The sequence below is a fragment of the Streptomyces olivochromogenes genome (genome assembly GCF_001514115.1).
GTDB classification, from domain to species: domain Bacteria; phylum Actinomycetota; class Actinomycetes; order Streptomycetales; family Streptomycetaceae; genus Streptomyces; species Streptomyces olivochromogenes.
Genome location: NZ_KQ948493.1, coordinates 1 through 16,742, shown reverse-complemented (window position 1 = coordinate 16,742; position 16,742 = coordinate 1). Strand labels below are relative to the sequence as shown.

The window sequence follows — 16,742 nt, the reverse complement described above, 5'->3', positions numbered from 1 at the left end:
CCGGCGGTCTTCGGACCGCCGGGGCACGGTGGGTCGCTCGCGCTACGCGGAGAGCTCCTTGCCGATGCGGTCCAGCATGAACGCGGAGGACCGAAGCAGTTCCTCCATGGAACGCAAGAAGACGGCCTCGCTCTCGGCCGCCCGGTCGGGGCGGTCGTTGAACTCCGAGTTCGTCAAAGGGCATTCGAGCTCTGCAGTGATCTCGATCATCCGCCTCCAGTAGCGGTCGGCGGCCTGCCGTTCGGTCTCCTCCGGCGAGGACCACTTGTAGAGCGGGAGCACGGAGGAGAGCTGAACGGCGTGCCCGCGCAGTGAGTTCTTCAAGTCGGCCACACGCCGTCGTTCGCCCGTGGGTGCAGGAAGAACGGCATGAAGTCGTCGCGCGGAGACAACTCGGCGTACTGGTAGCCGAGTTCGGCGACCGTGCGGACCATCTCGTCGAGCGGCAGGGCGCGGAACATGTACGGGTCGAGGGTGATCTCCATGCGACGCCTCCGTAAAGGGCGGGGCGGGGCTTCATGCCCACGGTGACGACGGTGGCGGCGAAACGCCCCATCCCGGCCTGCGGTACGGCGGTCTCGTGGTGTCCGGCGGTGCGGACCCCGACGGCGGCCGGGTCGGGCAGCCGGACCAGGCCACCCCGTTCGCGGTCTCGAACAGCATGACCTGCGGGTCCTCGAGGTGCGCGAACCGCTTGCTCGTGGCGCGTGGGGTGATCACCCGGGCGGAGACGATCTCGTCGTCGAGCAGCCGACGCAGGACGTCGATCTCGTGCACGGCCGTGTCCTGCGCGGCCATCACGGAGGTGTACGACTCCGGCACCGTCGGGTTGCGGTGGGGGCAGTGCACGATCAGCGGAGCGCCGATCGATCCGGAGGCGAGGACCTCCTTCGGTGCCCGGATGCGGCGGTGGGCGGCCCTCGGCGGCCGTCGACTCCATGGGTGGCGGCATCGGAGACCGCCGGTGCGCTTGTTGGCCAAGTGACCGGTCTGGACCGGGACATGAGAGGGCGCGAGATCGAGGTCGTTCGATTGCCGACCGGCCCGCGGTGACCGGGCGAGCGCCGAGGCGCCCTTACTTCGCTCTTCAGGGGCTCCTCGTAGGTGCGCAGCCCAGGCCGGAGCGTGGAGTCGGAGGCTCGGCGTCCGCTGCGCACGCACGGTCGGCGCTCGGCCGCGCGGCCGTCCCACCCGTCCCGTGGAAGTCGGCAGGTCGCATGAACACCACATGGCTTTGGCCAGATTGGACGTCTGACGGGTGTTCGAACCCGGCGATACTCAGGGCTGGGCAATCCGCCCCAATCCCCACATCCACCGGAGGTCTCTCATGCCCCAGATCAGCGTTGCCACCACTGCCGTGCTCGATGCCTGGCTGACGGGCGCCGAGAGCGCGTACGGCCAGACCAACCCCGCCGGGCCCCTCTACGTCGGCGGCGCCGCCGCCGAGGCCGCGCTCACCGACCCGAGCGATTCCCTCTACGGCTTCTGTTCCAGCCCGAGTGGGTCGCACGGCAGCTGGTGTTGCTGATCGACTGCGGTGACTCCAGGGCCCTTTGTGGAGGGCCTGCCCGCTGAATGCCCTCTCCAGGGCGCGCTTATTGACCGTATCGCCCGCGGAGTACGCCTCCTCGGAGGCACCCCTGCGGAGTGCGGTTCATAAAGCCGGAGCGTGGGAAACCGCGCGCCAAGCCACGACGCGTCCGCACCCGGGAACGCGCCGCAGCCTGCCGAGTCGGTTGCCGCCCGCCCCCGCGCGCGTCGGGGATGAGGGGGCTTCCGGCGCGGTCGGTTGCTGCCGGGTGCGGACGGGTCCGGGCTGGTCGCACAGTTGCCCGCGCTCCCAATGAACGACCGCAAGAAGCGAGTTCACGGTGGAATGGGGAGGGTGGACGGTGAGCGGATCGGCGCCGGAAAGATCGGAAAGGCCGGGGAAGCCGGGGGAGTCGGGGAGGCGGGACGAGGCGGAATGGTTCGCCCGGCCCGTACGGACCATCGCCCGCCCGTGGCTGGAGGAGCTGGCCCGGCGACTGGCCTCCATCGACGCCCTGAGCAAGGAAGAACGGGAAGCGGTACTGGAAGCCGGCCACACCGCCCTGCTCAAGTCCCTGCACGCCAAGCTGTCCCGCCTGTTCCTGATCGAACTGCACGCGCTGCGCATGACAGCGGGCGGCGGACACCACGCCGAGGACGCGGGGGCGGGATCCGACACGCAGACGTGGACCGCGTTCCTGGAGCAGGCCGGGGAGGAGGGCTATCTCGACCGGCTGGCCGGCCGATACCCGAACGTCGGCCCGCGGATCGCGTCGGTGGCGCGGCTGTCGGTGGCGGCGACGGCCGGATTCGCGGAACGGCTCGCCGCGGACCGCGAAGTGCTGCGGCCGCTGCTGGGAGGATCCGCGGGCGAGCTGCGAGCCGTCACGTTCGGGGCGGGCGACACCCACCGGGGCGGCCTGACGGTCAGTCGGGTCGACTTCGCCGGCGGGAGCGTCATGTACAAGCCCCGGCCGTCCGAATCCGATGTGGCGCTGGGCGCGCTGCTGGACGAGCTCTACGCGGACTTCCCCGGCGCACCGTCGCCCGACGAGCGCATCCGGGTGCCGCGGACACAAGCACGCGAAGGCTATGGCTGGGCCGAGTTCGTCCGCCACCGCTACTGCGCGGGCGAGACCGAACTCGCCGCGTTCTACCGGAACGTAGGGCACTGGCTGGCCGTCCTCCGCTTCACCGGCGGCACCGACATGCACGCGGAGAACATGATCGCCGCGGGTCCGGTGCCGGTGATCGTGGACGCCGAGACACTCTTCGACGCCCCCGCGCCCTTCCCGCCCAGCGGCCGGGGCGACGCGGTGGACGTGGCCGCGGCGGCCATCCGCCGTACGGTGCTGCGTACCGGACTGCTGCCCGTACGCGGCACCGGCTTCGCGCTCGGCGGGGTCGACATCTCCGGAGTCGGGTCGCTGCCCGGACAGCAGCCGCTCATCCCGAACCCGGTGATCGCGGACGCCGGCACCGCGGCGGCCCGTTTCCAGGTGGACCTGGTGGCGATGCCCACCGCGGGCAACCACCCCAGCCCCACTCCCGTGCTCAGCGCGTACTGGGACCGGATTCTGGCCGGCTTCCGCGAGATGACCGCGCACCTGCGCCGGCCCGGGACCGAGCCGCACCGGCTGCTGCGCCGCTTCGAAGGCGCCCAGGCGCGGCGGATCCTGCGGCCGACGCAGGCGTACGTCGACATCGGCCGCATGCTCTGGCACCCGGCGTCGCTCCACGACGAGACGGCGGCGGTCGAACGGGCCCGGGACATCCTGCGGCGCAACGCCGAGGTGCTGCCCGGCGCGCCGACCGGGCGTGCGGCCATCGACGGCGAGATCGCGGACCTGTTGGCCGGTGACGTGCCGATGTTCACCTTCACCGTGGACTCGGCCGCCGTACGGACCACCGTCGAGGACTGGCGCACCGCCGACCTGGCGCTGGAGGAGGCGGTGATCCAGGACGCGCTGGTCGGCGCGTACCTCAACGAGCGTTCGCTGCCCACGCGGACGCAGGCCGCCGCCCGCGACCCGCACGCCCGGGACCGGGAGCGCCGCCGCCGCGACCTGGCCGCGCAGATGGTACGGCGGCTGTGCGACGGGGCGGTGCGCGGCGAGGACGGTACGGTCACCTGGATCAGCCCCGTCTTCACCCCCGCGGGGTGGTCGATCAGGGTGCTGCCCGCCGACCTCTACACCGGGCAGGGCGGGGTGGCACTGACGCTCGCGGAGTACGTGAGCGAGGTGCGGGCCGGGCGGGCGGATGAGGTGCCGGGCGTCGCCGAGACGTTCGAGGGGGCGCTGCGGGTCCTGGTCGGCACCGAGGACCGGACACCGACGCCGTCACCCGGGGCGTTCAGCGGTGCCGCGTCGCAGGTGTGGACGTGGCTGGCGCTGCACCGGGTGCTCGGTGAGGACTGGCTGCTGGAGCGGGCCGCCGCGCGGGCCCTGCTGCTCGCGGAGGGCCGCCTGGTCGAGGACGACGTCGAGGTGGACCTCCTCAACGGGGCGGCAGGCGCGGTCGTCCCCCTGCTCAACCTGGCCGCGGCGACCGGGCAGGACCGCTGGCTCGGCGCCGCAGCGCACATCGGCCGCCGACTGACCGGGCTGGCCACCCTCGACGCGAGCGGCGCCCGCTGGACGACCCGGCTCAACCCCGAGGGCATCGGCGGCTTCGCCCACGGCGCCACCGGTATCGGCTGGGCGTTGACCCGGCTCGCTCTCGGCGACGCGGGCTCCGCGGCCGAACGGCGCGACTGGAACCACCTCGCCGAGCGGGCCTTCGCCTATCAGGAGTCCCTCTACCGACCCGAGCACGGCAACTGGCTCGACGTCCGCATCGGCGCCGAGGAGGACTTCTTCACCAGCTGGTGCCACGGCAGCGCGGGGGTGGGCATCGGCATGCTCGACCTCCACCGGCGCACAGGTGATCCCGCCCACCTCGACATGGCCCGTCGGGCCGCACGTGCCTGCGCCGCCGAGGGCTTCGGCTGGAGCCATACTCTGTGCCACGGCGACCTCGGCCTCTGGGAATTCCTCACGTCCATGGACTTCGGTGACCCCTGCGACCTCGACGCCGAAATCCTCACCGGCCTCGAGCAACGCGGCCCGGTAGGCGGCCTGGCCCGCGAGGCGTTCTCGCCCAGCCTCATGTCCGGCCTCTCAGGAGTACTCCACACCCTCCTGCGCATGCACCCCGCGGCCACCCTGCCCAATCCCCTCCTCCTCGACTGACCCGAAGTCGGTCATGGTCGCGGAGATGGTCGCGCTCCGTGTCCGACCGGGCGGCCACCGTGGTGAACGCGACGCCGGACGGGCAGCGTGAGCCCCCTGGTCGCATGCGGTGGGCGGCCGGGCGGCAGCCCTGCCGACCCCGCGCCGGCGTCGACGCGGGGTCGGTCCCATCGACGCGTGGTCCGGCGGGTGCGGGACGCGCTCGGCAGTTTTACCTGCGCATTGCCGATAGTTCTTGGCTGCGCTCGCAAGCTGTCCTGGGGCGGTGCACTGTGGAACATGTGGGGATCTGGAATCGCTTTGCCGGCTTCGGCCCGGGGCCGTCGAAGCATGTAATGCTGGCGATCCCCGTCCTGTTCATCGTGATGATCACGGTCGTCGACATCGTTGCCCCGGCCGACATCCACCTGGGCCCGCTGCTGGTGATCGCGCCGGCGATCACCGCATCCTTCGCCGGCCCCCGGCTGACCGGGGCGGTCGGCGTCCTGGCGCTCGCGGCCCTGGCAGGCATCGCCCTGTACGACGGCATCCTCTTCACGCGCAACGTCGTCGTGCAGATGGTCGCCCTCGCCGTACTGAGCCTTCTGATCGTGGGCTACTCCCTGGTACGCGAGCGACACGGACGGGAACTGGCCCAGGTGAGATCGGTCGCCGAGGCCGCACAGCACGTACTGCTGTGGCCGCTGCCCAGCGGGATCGGCCCCCTGCGAACGGCGTCGGTGTATCTGGCCGCCGAGGACGAGGCCGAGATCGGTGGAGACCTGTACGCCGTCACGCGCACCGGCGACGCCACGCGTGTGCTCATCGGGGATGTCCGAGGCAAGGGCCTGGCGGCCATCGGAGAGGCAGCCCTGCTGCTCGGCGCGTTCCGTGAAGCCTCCCATCAGCACGCCGAGCTCACCGCGCTGACGGACGCGCTGGAACAGAGCGTCGGCCGCTACCACGGCGAGTTCACCGCGCCGGAGGACGAGGCCGGGGCCGAGGAGCGCTTCGTCACCGCCCTGTTGCTGGAGATCCCCGACGATGCCGCCATCGTCAGGATGACCAGCTGCGGGCACCCCGCGCCCCTGCTCCTCAGCCCGGAACACTCCGTCACCACACTGAAGCTGCACCCCGCACCACCGCTGGGGGTCGGCGTCCTGGGCCCGTCGCCGCGCACACTGGACGTGTTCACCTTCGAAGACGGGGAAACCCTCCTGCTCTACACCGACGGTGTCATCGAGGCGCGCAATCAGAGCGGTGACTTCTATCCGTTCGCCGAACGAGCCGCCCAATGGACCGAGTGCGGCCCCGAACCGCTCCTGCGTCACATCCGGCGTGACCTCCTCGCCCACGTCGGCGGACGCCTCGGCGACGACGCCGCGCTCATCGCCCTGCGCCGGGCGCCCACCCACTCCGGCCACCACCTCGCAAGGCTCATCCACACCGAACCCTCCAGAGGGTGGGTGCGGGACTCCCAGGAACGCAGCTCCTGAGAAAGTCGTGGCCTGGTTACCCGTGCGTCGGGGCGCGACCGTGGAGCCATGAACACGAACGGCACCGGCGTGGAAAGCCTGGAACTGATCGTCGTCGTCGCCGTCGGTGTACTGGCGATGGGCTGGCTGTCGCGTCGTACGGGCCTGAGCGAACCGCTGCTGCTGCTCGGCGTGGGCTGCCTCGTAGGACTGACACCGCCCTTCGCCGGGTTCGCACTGTCCCCCGACGTCGTCCTGTTCCTCTTTCTCCCCGCCCTGCTGTACTGGGAGGCGCTCACCTCCTCGGTGCGCGAGATCCGCAACAACTTCCGCAGCATCGCCCTACAAGCCACCGGGCTGGTGCTGGCCACCGCGGTCGCCGTCGCCGCCGTGGCCCACGCGTTGGGCTACAGCCTGCCCATCGCCTTCGTCCTCGGTGCCGTCCTGGCTCCGACCGACGCCGCGGCCGTCGCCGCCGTGGCCAAGGCCATGCCACGCCGCATCCTGACCGTGCTGCGCGCCGAGAGCCTGCTGAACGACGGCACCGCTCTGGTCCTGCTGGCCGTGACCATCGAGGTCGTCACCGACGAGCGACCCTTCTCCTGGTCCGGTACTGCGCTCGCCTTCGTCGAGTCCTACGCCGGCGGAATCGTGATCGGTTCCGCGATCGCACTGCTCCTGATCCCGGTCAGGCGCCGACTGCCCGAGACCCTGCTTCACAGCGTGCTGAGTGTCGCCACCCCCTTCCTCGCCTACCTGCCCGCCGAACTCCTGCACGTGTCCGGCGTCCTCGCCGTCGTCACCTGCGGCCTTGTGACCACCCGGTTCGGCCCTCGCGTCATCGGTTCCGACGCCCGGATCCAGGCCATCGCCTTCTGGGAAGTGGCCAGTTACCTGCTCAACAGCGCGCTGTTCATCCTCGTAGGTATCCAACTGCCAGCCGCTGTCAGGGCATTGACCTCGGTCTCCCTGGCACAGGCGGCGATCGCAGCCTGCGCCGTGAGCGTCGCCGTGATCGGGACACGGCTGCTGTGGTTCTACTCGGTCCCCTATCTGGTCAGGTTCCTGGACCGGCGCCCTCAGCAGCGGGACCGCCGTATCACCGCCCCTCAGCGCCTGCCTCTGGCGTGGGCGGGGATGCGCGGAGCCATCTCGCTGGCCGCGGCGCTGACCGTGCCCGCCGTGACCGCCGAGGGACATGTCGTCGAGCAACGCGACGCCGTCGTGTTCATCACGGCCGTCGTCATCGTCGTCACCCTTACGTTCCTCGGTCCGACGCTGCCGACCGTGGTCCGCCGGGCCCGCTTCCCCGAGGACGAGGTCAAGACCGCGGAACTCACCCTCGCCCGCTGCCATATGAGCAGCGCCGCCCTGCGCGCCCTACCGGAGTTGGCGCGGCGGCTGGGGGTCCCCGAGGCGGCCGCCCTCCGCATGGCCCAGGACATCGAGGACCGCAGGGCCCCCGCTCCCGGCGCCACGCGACGCCGCGAGAGCATGCGGCGCCTCGAACTCGCCCTGCTTCAGGTCGAGCGGGACACGCTCAGGGACCTGCGCGACGCCGGCCGTATCGACGACATCGTCCTGCGCACCGTTCAGGAAGTGCTCGATGTGGAGGAGGTCCGCCTGGGGAGAAAGGCGCATCACGCAACGGCGGAGTCTTCCCAGGACGACCCCGCGCGCTCCTAGGGCCCTCTTCGGAAGTGGATCAAGGCCGCGCGTGGTGATCGCGCCTCGCGGTGTGGCAAGACCCGGGGCTTGGTCAGCGGACGACGTCGAGGACGTTCATCTGCAGGCCGTTGGAGTACACGGCGTGCTCGACGAGCTTGAGCTTCTGGGTGTCCTTGTCGGTGGCGGGGAACAGGCGCTTGCCCGCGCCGAGCAGCAGCGGGTACACGAGCAGGTGGTAGCGGTCGATCAGGCCGGCGTCGGCGAGGCTGTGGTTCAGGGCGACGCTGCCGTGGACGATGATCGGGCCTCCGTCGGTCTCCTTGAGGGCGGCGACCTCGTCGAGGGAGCGCAGGATGGTGGTCTCGCCCCAGTTCGAGACGAGCTTGTCCTCAGTGAGGGTGGTGGAGACCACGTACTTCGGCACGGTCTTGTAGTGGGCGAACTCATTCATGTCCGGCCACACCGGGCTGAACGCCTCGTAGCTGGTCCGGCCCATCAGGACGGCGGTGGATTCCTGCTGCTCCCGCCCCTTGATGTCGAACGCCTCGGGGACGAACTCGACGTCCTTGAAGGTCCATCCGGAGTTGCGGTAGCCGGGTTCGCCGCCCGGGCCCTCCACGACGCCGTCGAGCGAGATGAAGGCGGAGCTGATCAGGGTACGCATGCTGGTTTCCTTAGGGGTTTCTGGTGTCGGGTTTTCGATGGCTCGCCGCCGCATCGACCACGTTCGAGGCGACGGCCCCGTGGTGGGGAGTCTTCCCGGCCCGTCCCGGAGGGAGACCCGCCGACCGCTGCTGCCGGGCAGCCTCGGCGCCGTCCGGGTCCGGCCCGCACAGGTGGTGGAACATCAGCGCGGTGCCCGCGAAGTCGAGCAAGGCGGAGACCCCGTCAGCGCCGAGCCGGGCTCGGCCAGGGCGGCGAGGATCCGGGCCCGTATCGGGTCCAGGGACCGCCTCGGCCGCGGCGGGTTCTTGGATCACAGCGACGTCCAGCACCGCTCCAGAATCTCTCCGACAAAAAAAATTGTCAAGGAGAGAAAGATTGTCGGAGAGGGGGTTGCCGACGCTGTGCCGGACACCTCGCGGGCGTGGGAACCCGTCAGGCAGTCGGAAACGGCTCGGGACCCCAGCGGCGGCGGGTCGCCAACGCCTCCGCCCGCAAGTCTCACGAAGCCGATCGCGTGATCGCTGTGATCTACGGGTGAGGTCCTCGGGCCGTGCAGCCAGGGCGGCCGGTGCCACATTGCGCGCGGTACGAACAGGAATGCGGCGCCGGCTGAGTTTCTGGGGCATGCCGTGCGTTCGAGATCGGCTTGCCCGGGACCGCGCCCGCGAATTGCCACCGGCGACCTGGGCGGACCCGCGAAAGCCGCGGCCGTAGCCGGGGCTGCTCGACGAGGCGCCTGAGGAGCTCGTCGAGGCGTGGAGGACCGAGCGCGCTCGCGCCGGCCGAGGCGTGGTCGGCAGCTCCTTACGGCTGCGCGATCGCCGGCCCGGTCGCGTCCGGAGAACGAAACCAGGCCGCCCTGTCTCCAGGTGTACGGCACTCACCTCGCGTGCCGGCTCACACGCGGGTCGGGAACCCCCGTGCGAGCCGGCTCCCGGAACCGGTCGTCAGCCCGCGGCGGCGGTGAGCGCTTCGAGGGCGCCGGCCTGGGTGCGCCAGTCGGTCTGGTTGGGGCTGGTACCGGCCCAGCGTTCGCCGAGGACGTTGAGGGAGCTACGGTCCCGCACCCACAGTGTGTCGGCCTGCTTCTGGACGTAACTCTGGTAGGAGCCGGAACCGGTGGCCTTCGCGAGGTCGGCGAAGTTCCGCATGAAGATGCCCTTGAACTGCTTCTGGTTGTCGTCGCAGGACGCCGAGCCGACGTCGCAGGACTCGGTGAGCACTCCGCCGGAGGTCAGCGTCGGGCTGCTGATCGCGGCGTCGGCCAGGGCGCGCGCGGTGGTCAGCAGCGAGCTGTCCCCGGTCGTCCTCCACAGCTCGGTGAAGCCGCCGATGGCCAGTCCCTGGTTGTAACTCCACACGGTGGAGCCGTTGTTGACGCAGGCGGAGGTCAGCCCGTCGTTCACCAGACCGGAGGAGTTGATCATCCCGCTGGAGCGGTACCAGGCGGCGGACGTCTTGGCCCGCTGCAGCCATACGGTGTCGCCCGGGATGCGCTGGTGCAGCGCCGTGGTCAGCCAGAGGTACTGCCCGTTCGTCACGGCGTTCTTGTAGGTGCGCTCGCGGTCCCACCACACGCCGCCCCCGCAGGTGCCGGGGTCCCAGTACTGCTGGACGTAGTTGGCGATGGTGACCGCCTCGTTCAGATAGCGGGAGTCACCGGTGTAGTCGTACGCGTCGATCCAGGCGATGGCCCACCAGCCCGAGTCGTCGATGGAACGGCTGATGAAGTCGCCCTCGATCGCATCCGAACTGCGCACACCGGCCGCGAAGGCACCCTTGTTCTGGTCGAAGGTGCGCGCGATGACCCAGTCGTAGTCGTGCCTGCCGGTGGCCCGGGAGGAGTCGATGAGCGCGGTGAGGGTGGCGGCGGAGTTCCACCAACTGCTCGGCCACCAGCCGTCGTAGGGGTCGTACGAGGACATCAGCGCGTCGGCCGCCGCACGCGTCCTGGTCGGCACGGGCCTGACCCACGCGGTGCAGCTGCCCTCCTGGTGACCGGCCTCCCGGCCGCAGGCGCGCACGGCGCCGGCGTAGAGGAGCCCGCGCGGGTCGCGGGTGGCGTACATCGCGGTACGGGTGCCGGTGGCCCCGGACGGGGTGCTCGTGCGGCCGAGCGAGGAGCCGTCCGGCCAGGTCGAGCCACCGTCCCAGGAACGGTCGAGCCAGATCTCGTCGCCGGCGCCACCGGTGTCGATGCTCGCCCAGGCCATGGAGTTCTTCTGGTCGACGTGCAGCCGGATCATGCGGCCGTAGAGGGTGGTCGACGGCACCGGCTGGTCGTCGCCGGCCGCCTTGCCCGCGTCGGTGCCGTCGCAGAGCGTGTCGCAGACCGTGGGGTAGACCCAGTTAGTACAGCCGACCCCTGCGGCGTCGCCGCAGGCCCGCACGAGCCCGCGCCGGTGGTTGCGAGGATCGGTGATGTTGTACATCAGCGTCCTGGTGCCGGTCCAGGTTCCCGGGACGCTCGCCTTGCCGAGCAGCCCTTCCCAGGTGGCGCCGCCGTCCCAGGAGCGGTCCAGCCACACCGAGTCGCCGGTCACGCCGTTGTCGATGCTGGCCCAGGCCATGTCGTCCGCGTCGGACACGTGCAGTTCGAGGCGACGGCCGTTGAGATCCTTGTTCGGCACCGGGAAGCTCTCCTGCCGGGCCTGTGAGGGGTCCAGCGTGTCACAGGCCAGTACGCACACCTGGGTCGCGGCGGCCGCGGGCGTCGCGACCGGGACCAGTGCCACGAACGCGAGAGCGGCCGTCAGCAGGAAGCTGAGAAGCCGTGGTCTGACAACGATGTCAAAGTGGGGTGAGGGCACCGGAACTCGCCTCGATTTCAGGGTGGGGGGACGCCGGTTGGGTCTCACTGAGCCGGGCGGGGGACGGGCACTGGTCCATACCTGTCCGGGAGGCAGTGAACCGGCTTGGTGGGGTGCTGTCAATGTCTCCAACGGGAGTGATTCCAGGGGTGGTTCACATCGACGGTGACGGTTGACACCCCGTTGTGGGGCGCACATCATCGGTGGAACTTCGGCGAGGCGCCTCGCACACTCACTGCTTCATGAGTCCCAGACCGTCGTCAGCGATCGATTTGAATCGATTCAAGCACCTCGTTCCCGCATCCAGACCCGGGAGGTACCTATGCGGCGCCGCCGCCCCTCGCTGATCCGAACGCCCGGTCCAGGGCGCCTACTTGGCCTCGCCGCAGTGGTGGCCGCCGCACTGCTCATGGCTCCCGCGCCGGCCACATCGGCGGCAACCTCGTCGACCGCAACAGGCGTCAGCAGGGCGACCCTTGACGCCCTGAACTACTCGCCGACCTCGCGCACCCTCAAGCCGACCGCGATCCACCGAACGTCCGGCAGTGTCGCGAACCCGCAGAACGTCCTCAGCGGGCAGCCGACGCGGATCTCCGGCTCGCAGTCGGCCATCACCCTCGACTTCGGCAAAGAAGTCGGTGGTGTGACAACGTTGTCCTTCGGTAGTGCCAGTGACAGCGGCCAGCGAGTCGGCCTGGCCTTCAGTGAGTCGTCCCTTTACGTGGGCAACAACAGCGACCGCAGCAGCGGCCGCGACGGCGAGGACGGGGCGCTCTACGCCACGGCCTCCGCCAACGGCACCTACACGGTGCCCACCGCTCAACAGCGCGGCGGCTTCCGCTACTTGACGGTCTTCCTGGACACCTCGGGTTGGGTGGACCTCAAGGGTGTCGGCCTCGACTTCACCGCGGCTCCGGGCAAGGCCGACCCGGCCGACTACGCCAACTACTTCTCCTCCAGCGACGACCTTCTCAACCGCATCTGGTACGCCGGGGCGTACACCGTGCAGCTCAACACGATCGCCTCCAACCAGGGCCGCGCCTGGCCCCCGCCGTCCTCGGCGTGGGACAACGGCGCCACCGTCGGCGTGGGTGACTCCGTCCTGGTCGACGGCGCCAAGCGCGACCGCACGGTGTGGCCCGGCGACATGGGTATCGCCGTACCCACGCAGTACGCGTACTCCAACGACCTCGTCTCGACCCGCAACGCGCTCACCACGATGTACAACGCGCAGTCGGCGGAAGGTGAGATCCCCTGGTCGGGGCCGCCGTTCAACCTGACCGGCTCGGACACCTACCACACCTGGACGCTGCTGGGGACGTCGACGTACTACACCTACTCGGCCGACCGGGCGTGGCTGGACTCCGAATGGGCCGACTACAAGCGCGGGATGGCCTTCATCACCAACAAGATCGACGGCAACAACCTGCTCAACGTGACCCGCACCCAGGACTGGGCCCGGGTCGGGCAGGGCGGCGAGAACGTCTCCGCCAACGCGCTGCTGTACGCCGCGCTCAAGGGTGGCGCCACCCTGGCCACGGTCGAGGGCGACAGCGCGCTCGCCGCGAGCTGGAACGGCAAGGCGGCCGCCATCAAGTCCGCGGCCAACTCCCTGCTGTGGGACGCCTCGAAGGGCATGTACAAGGACAACCCGACCAGTGGACTGTACCCGCAGGACGGCAACTCGCTGGCCGTCTGGTACGGGTTGACCGACTCCTCGGCCAAGTCGAAGAGTGTCATCGCGGGGCTCGGGAAGAACTGGGGCATCTACGGCCCCGCCACCCCCGAGTGGGGCGGCAACGTGTCGCCCTTCGCCGGTGGCATGGAGCTCAACGCCCGCTTCACCGCAAATGACGACTACACCGCCCTGGACCAGATCCGCCGTACCTGGGGCCACATGCTGACCAGCGACATCGGCACCAAGAGCACCTTCTGGGAGGGCATCAAGGCCGACGGCGGCCTCGCCTACGGCGGTTCGTTCATGAGCCTGGCCCACGGCTGGTCCACCGCGCCCACCTCCACGCTCACCTTCGACGTGCTCGGCACCGCACCGGAGTCGGCGACCGGCACGTACCGCTTCGTCCCGCACCCCGGCGACCTGACCAGCGCCGAGGGCCGCATCACCATGCCTCAGGGCGCCATCAACGCCTCCTGGTCCCGCGACCCCGCCGCCGGCACGTACTCGGCGCGCCTCACCAGCCCGGCCGGCACCACCGGCCGCATCGGGGTCCCGAAGTTCGGCGGCGGCAACATCTCGGTGTCCGTGAACGGCACCGTCGTCTGGAGCAACGGAACGTTCACACCCACCTCGGGAATCACCGGCGCGAGCCAGGACGACACCTACGTCTACCTGACCGGCGTCGCCCCGGGCGGCTACACCGTGGCCGCCACCGGACTGGGCAATCCGTCGCCGCCCGCCGATCCCGGTACCGGCGCGCTGCGGCCGGGCTTCACCCGGTGCGCGGCCGAGGGCGGTACCTGCTCCTTCAGCGGAACCCGCTCGGTGGCCTACGGGGCTGGGACCTACACGTACAAAACAGTGACCGGCAGCACCGCCTGCACCAACGACTCCTTCGGCGGCGACCCGGCGTCGAATCTCGTCAAGTCCTGCTACGTCGCCGACGCGGGCGGCCCGCCCGGATACACCGTCTGCGCGGCCGAGGGCGGCACCTGCGCCGTGCCCGGCTACAACCGTGACGTCGTCTACGGCGCCAACGGCAACTTCGCCCACCAGGTCACCAACGGTTCCGTCGCCTGCACCAACGCCCACTTCGGCGATCCGATCGACGGAGTGGCCAAGTCCTGCTACGTGGCGCCCGCAGGAGGACCGTCCGGTGGCTGGACCAAGTGTGCGGACCAGAACGGCACCTGCCCGGCCGCCGCGGGGCAGCCGGTGACATACGGCGCCTTCGGAGCGTTCACGACGATCACGGCCACCGGCGACACCCCGTGCACCGACGCCACGTTCGGAGATCCGATCCCCGGCGAGTCGAAGGCCTGCTACACCGCCACCGGCGGTCCGGTCGGCTACGCCGCCTCCTGCTCCGCCGAAGGCGGCACGTGCGCCTTCAGCGGACAGCAGACCGTCGCCTACGGCGCCCGGGGCCGTTTCCTCTACAAGGCGTTCACCGGCGGCACCGGCTGCACGACGGCGGCATTCGGCAGCGATCCGCTGCCGGGCGTGAGCAAGACCTGCTACCGCACCACCTGAGCAGCGCGACGCCTCCGGCAGCCTCCGTTCCCCGCGTGTCAGGGGGCTGCCGGATCACTCCGGATGGGCCACTTCACTCCGGATGGGCCACTGCCTCCTTCTGCAGTTGTACCGCCGCCAGCAGGCTCAGTTTCGGTTCCGCCTGGCGCAGCGCGCGCACCGCCGCGACCGAGGTGATGTCCCCGGTGAAGCCGACGTCGGCCAGCCGGGAGCGGACCCAGCGGGCACGCAGCTGGGTATCGGTGGCGGAGGCGGTGGACTCGACGAGCGCGGCGGCGCGTTCCAGACCGAGGCGCTCTTCCGGCGAGGCCTCGGCCAGTGCCTGGCGCAGGGTCGCCGCGACCATGTCCGCGTCCCGGATGGCCAGCACGAAGTTGTTCTTCTTGCTCAGTCCCGTGATTCCTGTCATGGGGATCAGCCTGACTGCCATGTCCTCCGCGTGCCAAGCGACTTGAGGAGGCTCAGAGGCTCGGCCACTCGCGGTCGGGCCTGTGTGGTCGGGGCGGCGGTCCGCACACCCGGTACGTGCCAGCGCGCCGGGTGTGCGGTCGCACCGGACTTCCGTCATCGGGCGAGGGGATCAGCCGCTGGGGACGGTGTCCTCGAACGTGGTGCCCGCGCCGCGGTACGCCGTCACCTTGGCGGCGACCTGCGCCGGCGTGAGGACCTGATCCTTGACGTGCAGGACGTAGTCGACCTGCTCGTCGTACGCCCGCGCGGTGGTGCTGGTCTGGCCCGCGAGGTCGATCAGCCACTGGTTGAAGTTGATCGACATCGGCCGCTCCGGCAGGTACGCGGAGTCATGGGTGCCGAAGAGCTGTCCGTCGATGTAGTACTTGATGCTGCTGTTGTCGATGGTCAGCACCAGGTCGTGCCAGCCGTTGTAGCTCTGCCGGCCCTCGGTGTGCTGGTTGACCGCCACCCACGGGTCGGCCTGGTAGGTCTCCCAGGACGTCGTGTAGAGGATGTCGGAGGTCTCGCCCCAGCCGCCGTTGGGCAGGTACTCGAAGTCGTACTCGGAGTAGTCGTCCGCCATCGGTGCCGTGAGGTCGTTGATGGTGAAGAACGTCTGGACGAGGTGGTCGCCGTCCGGGCCGTACTTGGGCGCGTCGTTGAACTTGACCCGGGCCGCGTAGGTGCCGTTCTTGAATTTCCGCGCGTTGGTGACGATCTCGGTCTGCTTGGTGCTCTCCCCGGTGCCCGACGTCGAGGTCTCCAGGTTCATGACGGAGTTGCCGCTCGTGGTGGCGAAGGTGACCTTGTCGGGCGCCCAGGTGGCGCCGGACACGCCGGGGCCGCCGGCGGTGGAGCGCACGCTCCAGCCGTGCGCCGAGACCTTCGGGTCGTTGTAGGCGCTGTAGTTGAAGTCGTCGAACAGCGTGGCGCCGGTGGCCGGAGGGTCGGTCGGCGGGTCGGTGGGCGGGTTCGTCGGGTCGTTGCCCGCGGGGGGCCTGGCCCCACAGCGTGGTGCCGGACAGCTGCGCGGTGACCTTGGACCAGTCGGCGTACGACGTCTGGGAGGCGCCGAAGGAGTAGTCGTCGCTCTGGTTCAGCGACTGCCATGTCGACTGATAGAAGCGCAGCTGCATGTCGCCGGTGTCGGCGCCCGGCGCGAGCGTGCCGGCGCCGGAGGTGAAGCCGATCTCCAGGTAGCGGTCGGCCGTGGCGGTCGGGTTGGCGAGCGTCCCGAAGGTGCCCGTGACGTTGGCGCAGCCTTTGACGGCCCAGGAACAGGCGAAGCGATAGGACGCGCCGGCCGAGTCGGCCTTGAAGTAGTAGCGGATCCTGACGTTCGCCAGCTGCACGGTCGTGCTGCCGGTGTTCTTCACCTTGAACCAGGGTTCGGACTGGTCGGCGGTGGCTCCCGTGGCGCTCGTACGGTACTGGACGCTCAGCCCGTCGCCGGCGGCGCTCGCGGTGGCCGGGAGTGCGGTGAGCGCCGCGGCGCCCATGGCCACCGCGACGGCGGCGGACGCTGCGGCGCGTAGCCGGTTCTTCGCGAATCTCATCTGTTCCCTCCGTGGGTACTCCGTCCTTCAGGGCGGAGAGGAATCGGACTCCTGCGGAGCAGGGCGGGGAAGGACGATTCGCCGCCAGGGCGGATCGTCGTTCACCACCAACTACCCCTAGGGAGTCACATGTTGACGTGGTATTTTGTGGGCTTATGGCC

General features: G+C 70.2%; 8 protein-coding genes and 3 pseudogenes. 5 read left to right on the top strand and 6 right to left on the bottom strand.

Annotation, left to right across the window (positions count from 1 at the left end; all coding sequences use genetic code 11):
* Positions 1–93: 93 nt before the first annotated feature.
* A pseudogene (locus AQJ27_RS49375) lies at positions 94–485 on the bottom strand (sugar phosphate isomerase/epimerase family protein); the annotation flags it as partial.
* Positions 485–900, bottom strand: a pseudogene (locus tag AQJ27_RS49370) (Gfo/Idh/MocA family protein); the annotation flags it as partial. The pseudogenes AQJ27_RS49370 and AQJ27_RS49375, both read right to left, overlap by 1 nt.
* Positions 901–1,327: 427 nt before the next feature.
* Here AQJ27_RS49370 and AQJ27_RS49365 point away from each other — a divergent pair.
* The 4 genes from AQJ27_RS49365 (at position 1,328) to AQJ27_RS49350 (ending at position 7,903) form a co-directional block, all read left to right on the top strand.
* Complete coding sequence (locus AQJ27_RS49365; protein ID WP_067385270.1) at positions 1,328–1,528, top strand: DUF6229 family protein; 201 nt, start codon at positions 1,328–1,330, stop codon at positions 1,526–1,528.
* 364 nt (positions 1,529–1,892) lie between these two features.
* Positions 1,893–4,763, top strand: coding sequence for a type 2 lanthipeptide synthetase LanM family protein (locus tag AQJ27_RS49360; protein ID WP_079065906.1), 2,871 nt, complete (start codon positions 1,893–1,895; stop codon positions 4,761–4,763).
* A 335-nt stretch (positions 4,764–5,098) separates the two neighbouring features.
* Positions 5,099–6,238 carry a PP2C family protein-serine/threonine phosphatase gene (locus tag AQJ27_RS49355; RefSeq protein WP_079065905.1) on the top strand — a complete coding sequence of 380 codons (1,140 nt, stop codon included), beginning with the start codon at positions 5,099–5,101 and terminating at the stop codon, positions 6,236–6,238.
* 48 nt (positions 6,239–6,286) lie between these two features.
* Complete coding sequence (locus tag AQJ27_RS49350) at positions 6,287–7,903, top strand: Na+/H+ antiporter (protein ID WP_067385267.1); 1,617 nt, start codon at positions 6,287–6,289, stop codon at positions 7,901–7,903.
* 73 nt (positions 7,904–7,976) lie between these two features.
* Here AQJ27_RS49350 and AQJ27_RS49345 read toward each other — a convergent pair whose 3' ends face one another.
* Entirely contained in the window at positions 7,977–8,549 is a 573-nt protein-coding gene (locus AQJ27_RS49345; protein WP_067385264.1) for a dihydrofolate reductase family protein, read from the bottom strand.
* A 949-nt stretch (positions 8,550–9,498) separates the two neighbouring features.
* Positions 9,499–11,121, bottom strand: coding sequence for a glycoside hydrolase family 76 protein (locus AQJ27_RS49340; protein WP_235614025.1), 1,623 nt, complete (start codon positions 11,119–11,121; stop codon positions 9,499–9,501).
* 628 nt (positions 11,122–11,749) lie between these two features.
* Here AQJ27_RS49340 and AQJ27_RS49335 point away from each other — a divergent pair.
* Positions 11,750–14,572, top strand: coding sequence for an alpha-L-rhamnosidase-related protein (locus AQJ27_RS49335; RefSeq protein ID WP_235614023.1), 2,823 nt, complete (start codon positions 11,750–11,752; stop codon positions 14,570–14,572).
* 73 nt (positions 14,573–14,645) lie between these two features.
* On the opposite strand, the gene AQJ27_RS49330 is transcribed toward AQJ27_RS49335, so the two are convergent.
* Together AQJ27_RS49330 and AQJ27_RS49325 are read right to left on the bottom strand one after the other, a co-directional pair.
* Positions 14,646–14,981 carry a hypothetical protein gene (locus AQJ27_RS49330; RefSeq protein WP_067385332.1) on the bottom strand — a complete coding sequence of 112 codons (336 nt, stop codon included), beginning with the start codon at positions 14,979–14,981 and terminating at the stop codon, positions 14,646–14,648.
* Between the two features lie 171 nt (positions 14,982–15,152).
* Positions 15,153–16,581, bottom strand: a pseudogene (locus AQJ27_RS49325) (cellulose binding domain-containing protein).
* Positions 16,582–16,742 lie beyond the last annotated feature (161 nt).

Excerpts from the sequence above, each read along its gene's own strand:
- AQJ27_RS49365 (WP_067385270.1), top strand. The coding sequence starts at position 1,328 with ATGCCCCAGATCAGCGTTGCCACCACTGCCGTGCTCGATGCCTGGCTG.
- AQJ27_RS49355 (WP_079065905.1), top strand. The coding sequence starts at position 5,099 with ATGCTGGCGATCCCCGTCCTGTTCATCGTGATGATCACGGTCGTCGAC.
- AQJ27_RS49350 (WP_067385267.1), top strand. The coding sequence starts at position 6,287 with ATGAACACGAACGGCACCGGCGTGGAAAGCCTGGAACTGATCGTCGTC.
- AQJ27_RS49345 (WP_067385264.1), bottom strand. The coding sequence starts at position 8,549 with ATGCGTACCCTGATCAGCTCCGCCTTCATCTCGCTCGACGGCGTCGTG.
- AQJ27_RS49340 (WP_235614025.1), bottom strand. The coding sequence starts at position 11,121 with ATGGCCTGGGCCAGCATCGACAACGGCGTGACCGGCGACTCGGTGTGG.
- AQJ27_RS49330 (WP_067385332.1), bottom strand. The coding sequence starts at position 14,981 with ATGACAGGAATCACGGGACTGAGCAAGAAGAACAACTTCGTGCTGGCC.